The organism is Streptococcus mitis, from assembly GCF_008763935.1.
Classification (GTDB): Bacteria; Bacillota; Bacilli; order Lactobacillales; family Streptococcaceae; genus Streptococcus; species Streptococcus mitis_DB.
Genome location: NZ_VTQF01000014.1, coordinates 1 through 6032 on the forward strand (window position 1 = coordinate 1; position 6032 = coordinate 6032).

The 6032-nt window shown below is 49.7% G+C and carries 5 protein-coding genes; 3 read left to right on the forward strand and 2 right to left on the reverse strand.

The annotated features are described in order from the left end of the window. Positions 1-235: RHS repeat domain-containing protein (locus F9B91_RS11765; RefSeq protein ID WP_150923279.1), on the forward strand; the 235-nt coding region annotated here is incomplete at its 5' end. 629 nt (positions 236-864) lie between these two features. Here the strand turns inward: F9B91_RS11765 and F9B91_RS11770 are convergent. Next, positions 865-1206, reverse strand: a complete 342-nt coding sequence (locus F9B91_RS11770; RefSeq protein WP_225306638.1) for a protein MIGRI — start codon at positions 1204-1206, stop codon at positions 865-867. Between the two features lie 15 nt (positions 1207-1221). On the opposite strand from F9B91_RS11770, the gene metX reads away from it, so the two are divergent. Continuing rightward, positions 1222-2361 carry a homoserine O-succinyltransferase MetX gene (gene metX, locus F9B91_RS11775; RefSeq protein ID WP_070655493.1) on the forward strand — a complete coding sequence of 380 codons (1140 nt, stop codon included), beginning with the start codon at positions 1222-1224 and terminating at the stop codon, positions 2359-2361. Further along, on the forward strand, positions 2358-2939 hold the full coding sequence (gene metW, locus F9B91_RS11780; protein WP_003743445.1) for a methionine biosynthesis protein MetW: 582 nt from the start codon (positions 2358-2360) through the stop codon (positions 2937-2939). The genes metX and metW overlap by 4 nt, the downstream gene beginning before the upstream one ends. A gap of 928 nt (positions 2940-3867) precedes the next feature. Here the strand turns inward: metW and rep are convergent. Continuing rightward, complete coding sequence (gene rep, locus F9B91_RS11785; RefSeq protein WP_150923280.1) at positions 3868-5868, reverse strand: DNA helicase Rep; 2001 nt, start codon at positions 5866-5868, stop codon at positions 3868-3870. Positions 5869-6032: the final 164 nt, after the last annotated feature.

Genomic DNA, 6032 nt, shown 5'->3' on the forward strand with positions numbered 1-6032 from the left:
CCTGATCCAAGAAACCGGCTGGGACGGCAAAATCACCGCCTACGGCTACGATGCCGCCGGACAGCTGGTTCAACAGACCGAATACGGCCAAAGCAATAATGAAGGTCGTCTGAAAGACCGACCCGAGACTTGGCACCGAGCGGTTTGTTTTTTTGTATTGGTTGGTTTGAGTATCAATGGGAATACCCTCGTTGGGTTTGGCACAAATTGTGGCACAAATGACCGCAACCAGTAGTATATGAACAGATAAAAAACGCCCTAAATCAAGGGCGTTTGTCTATACACATACTACTGGTTACGGGCTAGGTGGGTTCAATTCCCCCCGCCTCCACCAAACCTAATTTTCAGCAGTATCCTGTAATACACATAGAGCCTTGAGCCATAACGGTTTCAAGGCTTTTTTATCGCCTTGGTTATGCTAGCGTATGCTTGGATTTTTATCATTTATGGGGTAACTTTTGGGGTAAGTTTTCAGGAATTTCATCAAAACGTGTTTCAAATGTACCGTTTGTTTATTCGAAGTTTTGTATCCATTCTGCTAAAGCGGTTATGCTAAAAAACACAGTTTTATTGTATAGTGGATTAACAAAAATCAGGACAAGGCGACGAAGCCGCAGACAGTACAGCTAGTACGGCAAGGCGAGGCAACGCCGTACTGGTTTTAAGTTAATCCACTATACCGTTTGTCTAGTTGAAGTTTTGTACCTATTCTGCTAAAACGGTTATGCTAAAAAACATAGTTTTATTGTAACGTTTCAAACATTTCCTCTCGGGCTGCTTTTCCATCAATCGGACAGAGGTCGTCTGAAAATGCAGATTTGCGTTTTCAGACGACCTTTTATTTGTTTTGCTATTAACACTCGGTCAATAAGAATTTGGAATGTGTTTGAAATACAGCATGACCAGATACCAAAACAGCGTTGCTGTAGCTGCGCCGAGCAGCACCCATGCGCTAATTTTGGTGACATCGCGCAGGGCGCGTTTTTGCTTGCGGCTGAAGAGGCGGTTGATAATCAGCGCGGCAAGTGCGAAAAAGAAGAATATGCGGAAAAGTCTGCCTATCATATCGGGAAGTGAGGAGGTCGTCTGAAAAAGTATGGTTCGGTTGCGGCGGCATGGGGAAGGATGTTTCAGCGCATCAGGCTGCTTGTCCGACCGTGTCAAAAAGTCATGCCGTTTGCTATATAATAACGCTTTTCGCCGCATTTGTTGGAACAGGATATGAGTCAAAATGCCTCGGTGGGCATTGTAACGCCCCAAAAAATTCCGTTTGAGATGCCGCTGGTTTTGGAAAACGGTAAAACTTTGCCTCGTTTCGATCTGATGATTGAAACCTACGGCGAGCTGAATGCCGAAAAAAACAATGCGGTTTTAATCTGCCATGCGCTGTCGGGCAACCATCATGTTGCGGGCAGGCATTCGGCGGAGGATAAATACACAGGCTGGTGGGACAATATGGTCGGACCCGGCAAACCGATTGATACGGAACGTTTTTTCGTGGTCGGTTTGAACAATCTGGGCGGCTGCGACGGCAGCAGCGGGCCTTTGTCGATCAATCCTGAAACGGGCAGGGAATACGGCGCGGATTTTCCGGTAGTTACGGTGAAGGACTGGGTAAAATCCCAAGCCGCGCTTGCCGACTATCTCGGCATCGAACAATGGGCGGCGGTTGTCGGCGGCAGCTTGGGCGGCATGCAGGCTTTGCAGTGGACGATTTCCTATCCGGAGCGCGTGCGCCATGCCTTAGTGATTGCGTCTGCGCCGAAACTCTCGACGCAAAATATCGCGTTTAATGATGTAGCGCGTCAGGCGATTTTGACCGATCCCGATTTCAACGAAGGACATTACCGCAGCCACAATACCGTTCCCGCACGGGGCTTGCGGATTGCCCGCATGATGGGACACATTACTTATCTTGCCGAAGACGGTTTGGGTAAAAAATTCGGGCGCGATTTGCGTTCAAACGGCTATCAATACGGCTTTGGCGTTGAATTCGAAGTGGAATCCTATCTGCGCTATCAGGGCGACAAATTCGTCGGACGGTTTGATGCCAACACTTACCTGCTTATGACCAAGGCTTTGGACTATTTCGATCCGGCGGCGGATTTTGGCGACAGCCTGACCCGCGCCCTGCAAAATGTGAAAGCGAAATTCTTTGTCGCAAGCTTCAGCACCGACTGGCGTTTCTCGCCCGCGCGTTCCAAAGAGCTGGTTAAAGCGTTGATTGCCGCACACAAGCCGGTGCAGTATATAGAAATCAAATCCAACCACGGCCATGATGCCTTTCTGATGGAAGACGAAGCCTATATGCGCGCCGTAGCGGCTTATATGAACAATGTGGATAAGGATTGCCGATCATGAATTTGCGCGACGATTTGCAGTTGATTTACGACTGGATTCCCGAAGGCAGCCGCGTCTTGGACTTGGGCTGCGGCGACGGCGAATTGCTGGCAGCTTTGGTGGAACACAAAAAATGCAGTGGCTACGGCATCGAAATCGACACCGACAGCGTCATCGCCGCCATGTCGCGCGGCGTGAACGTCATCCAAGCCGATTTGGAGCAGGGTTTGGCTGAATTTGGCGACCAGACCTTTGACGTTATCGTCTTGAGCCAAACCATCCAAGCCATGCAAAACACCGAAAAAATCCTGCGCTGCCTCATGCGCGTGGCGAAACAGGCGATTGTCAGCTTCCCGAATTTCGGCTACTGGCGCAACCGCTTCCAAATCGCCATCGGCGGTCATATGCCGGTTTCCGAACGCATGCCCTACCATTGGTACGACACGCCGAATATCCATTGGTGTACGCTCAAAGACTTTGATTTATTGTGTGCCAAAAACAAAATCCGCGTCCTCGAGCGCGCGGTCATGACGGGCAACAAACAGGTCAAACATTTCCCCAACCTTTTGGGCAGCTTGGCGTTTTACCGCGTCGGGTAAGATGGGCTGAGCACCTTGTTGGCAACAACGAGGTTCTTGAGTTGTACTAACAAGAGGTCGTCTGAAAAATGAAAGGACAGATTTTCAGACGACCTTTTTATGTCGATAAACCTTATTTGGAAATTGTGTTTGATGAAAGTGGGAAAATCGTTTGATTACCGTATGTGAAAATGCCGCCAATCCGGTAAGCGGGATTGGTTTGATATGATGGATTTGGAGCGTAAAAGGAGAGGGTAGAAATCTGAACTTATTGGACATTCGTTGAGAATTTGATGCGATAGCAGCTTGATTTGACGCACTCGAATCTGTCTTGTTTTGCGCTTAATTCAATATCGAAAAGACCTCGAAAATACGCATGACGCAAAAACGGCCTTGATGGAATGAACCATCAAGGCCGTTTGATTTTATCCCCGATTAGTGGGGCAAGTCTTCCGACCAGCCTAAATTTGAGGCTTTGCATCGAGTAATTGAGTCTTAATCCCCGATTAGTGGGGCAAGTCTTCCGACTGCACTCAGTTAAAAAATTTCATTATTTTTAAGCTTATATATAGTTAAGAAAGGTTGGTATTTTCCCTTAGCCATCAAAAACATTATTTAATAAAACCTTAACTGAAAAGAGCAGCCGAAAGACAGACTTTTCGCTATCCGTCGGAAAACTTGTAAGGCGGATTATAGCCATGTATTGTACATTCGACAACGCTGCTAACGATTCTTTAAGGTGCTGAAGCACCAAGTGAATCGGTTCCGTACTATTTGTACTGTCTGCGGCTTCGTCGCCTTGTCCTGATTTTTGTTAATCCACTATATTGAGGCTGACGTAGATTGGCTGTCCTTTTTGACTGACAGTGGAATCCCGCACACTTCAAATTAAAGAAGAGTACCGTGTGCAACCTATTTCAGACGACCTTTTGCCTGTCCATTTCTCGTTTCAGCCTTTCCCTTTCGCCGCCAACATATCCAGCATTCCCGCAAGATGACTTCTGCCCTCTTCCTTGCTCACAATCGGCTCGCCGCCTTTGCGCCCTAAAATCTTGATGTCTTCCTGCGGCATTTCGTCTATGAAGCGGCTGGGTTCTGGGAACTGCCATGTGCCTTGTTTTTTGCGTTTGACGCAGTGGGTCAGCGTAAGCTGGCGTTTGGCACGGGTGATGCCGACGTACATCAGGCGGCGTTCTTCTTCGACGTTGTCTTCTTCGATGCTGTCGTTGTGCGGAAGGATACCCTCTTCGCAGCCGACGAGGAAAACGTAGGGATATTCCAAGCCTTTGGAGGCGTGCAGGGTCGAGAGTTTGACGGCATCGACTTCTTCTTCGCTTTTGCCCTCTAAAAGCGTCATTAGGGCGACGGTTTGGGCGAGTTCGATGATGTTTTTGCCGTCTTGCTCGCCTTTGCGCTCTAACCAGCCGGTCAGGTCGCTGACGTTGCGCCATTTGATTTCACCGGCTTTGCCTTCTTCGCTGGCAAGCAGGTGGTTTTCGTAGTCGATTTCTTTGAGCAGGCTGTTGATGAGTTCGCCCGCTTCGCTGGTTTCGGCTTTGGCGCGGTAGCTGCCGAACATATCCATAAAGGCTTGCAGGTGGTGGCGGTTGGTATTGTTCAACAGGGCAAGGGCTTCTTCGGTTTGCGCGGCTTCATACAGGCTGCATTCGTGTTCGTGCGCGTAGGTGTTGAGCTTGCCCAGCGTTACATCGCCGATGCCGCGTTTGGGCGTGGTGACGGCGCGCAGGAAGGCGGGATCATCATTGGGATTGGCAAGCAGGCGCAAATAGGACAAAACGTCCTTGATTTCGGCTTTGTCAAAAAAACTCTGCCCGCCGGAGAGTTGGTAAGGGACGCGCGCGCTGCGCAAGGCTTCTTCAAAAATTCGCGCTTGATGGTTGCCGCGGTATAACACGGCGAAATCGGCATATTGGGTTTTGTCACCGCCGACCAGCTTCTGTTTGACGATTTGGCTGACGACCCAGTCGGCTTCGTGTTGCTCATTTTGACAGGCAACGACTTTGACGATTTCGCCTTCGCCGAACTGCGACCAAAGTTTTTTCGTGAACAGCTTGGGGTTGTTTTCGATGACTTTGTTGGCGATTTTGAGAATCCGAGCGGTGGAGCGGTAGTTTTGCTCCAGCTTGATGACTTTCATCTGCGGATAATCTTCCTGCATTTTGCGCAGGTTTTCCATGTTCGCACCGCGCCATGCGTAGATGGATTGGTCGTCGTCGCCGACGGCGGTAAACATGCCTTCCGCGCCGGTCAAGAGTTTCATCAGCGTAAATTGGCAGGTATTGGTGTCCTGACATTCGTCAACCAATAGATAGCGCAGCCGCCGCTGCCATTTGTTGCGTACTTCGCTGTTTTGCTGTAACAGCACGGCGGGCAGGCGGATTAAGTCGTCGAAGTCCACCGCCTGATAGCTTTGTAGGGTTTCCTGATAGCTCGCATACACGCGCGCGATTTGTTCTTCCCAAGCGTTGGAGGCCGTCTGAAGCACGTCTTCAGGCGTTTTCAAATCGTTTTTCCAAAGGGAAATCTGATGCTGCGCTTTGAATAAGGCTTCTTTTCCCGTACCGCCCAAAAGTTCGCCGATGATTTTCGCGCTGTCGGTGGAATCGAGGATGGAGAAGTTTTTTTTGTAACCGATATGGTTCGCCTCTTCGCGCAGAATCTTCATGCCCAAAGAGTGGAACGTGCAAATCGTCAGCCCGCGCGTTTGCGACTTGGGCAGCATTTTGGCGACGCGCTCCTGCATTTCCGTGGCGGCTTTGTTGGTAAAGGTAATCGCGGCGACGGTATGCGGCAGATAGCCGACATTGACAATCAAATGCTTGATTTTTTGCGTAATCACGCCGGTTTTACCGCTGCCGGCGCCGGCAAGCACGAGCAGAGGCCCGCCGAGGTATTTGACGGCGGCTTGCTGTTGGGGGTTAAGTTTCATGGGGAAAGAGTAGGGGAGTGTGTGAGGAAGAATTATATAACAGCCATCGAAACGGGATGTAAGGAGGAGATAAAAGGTCGTCTGAAACCTTATTCCGAAAGTGAACTGGCCCCCAAATCTTGGACACTCATAAAAGCCTATTCAGGCGCTCTGTGCAAGCTGGG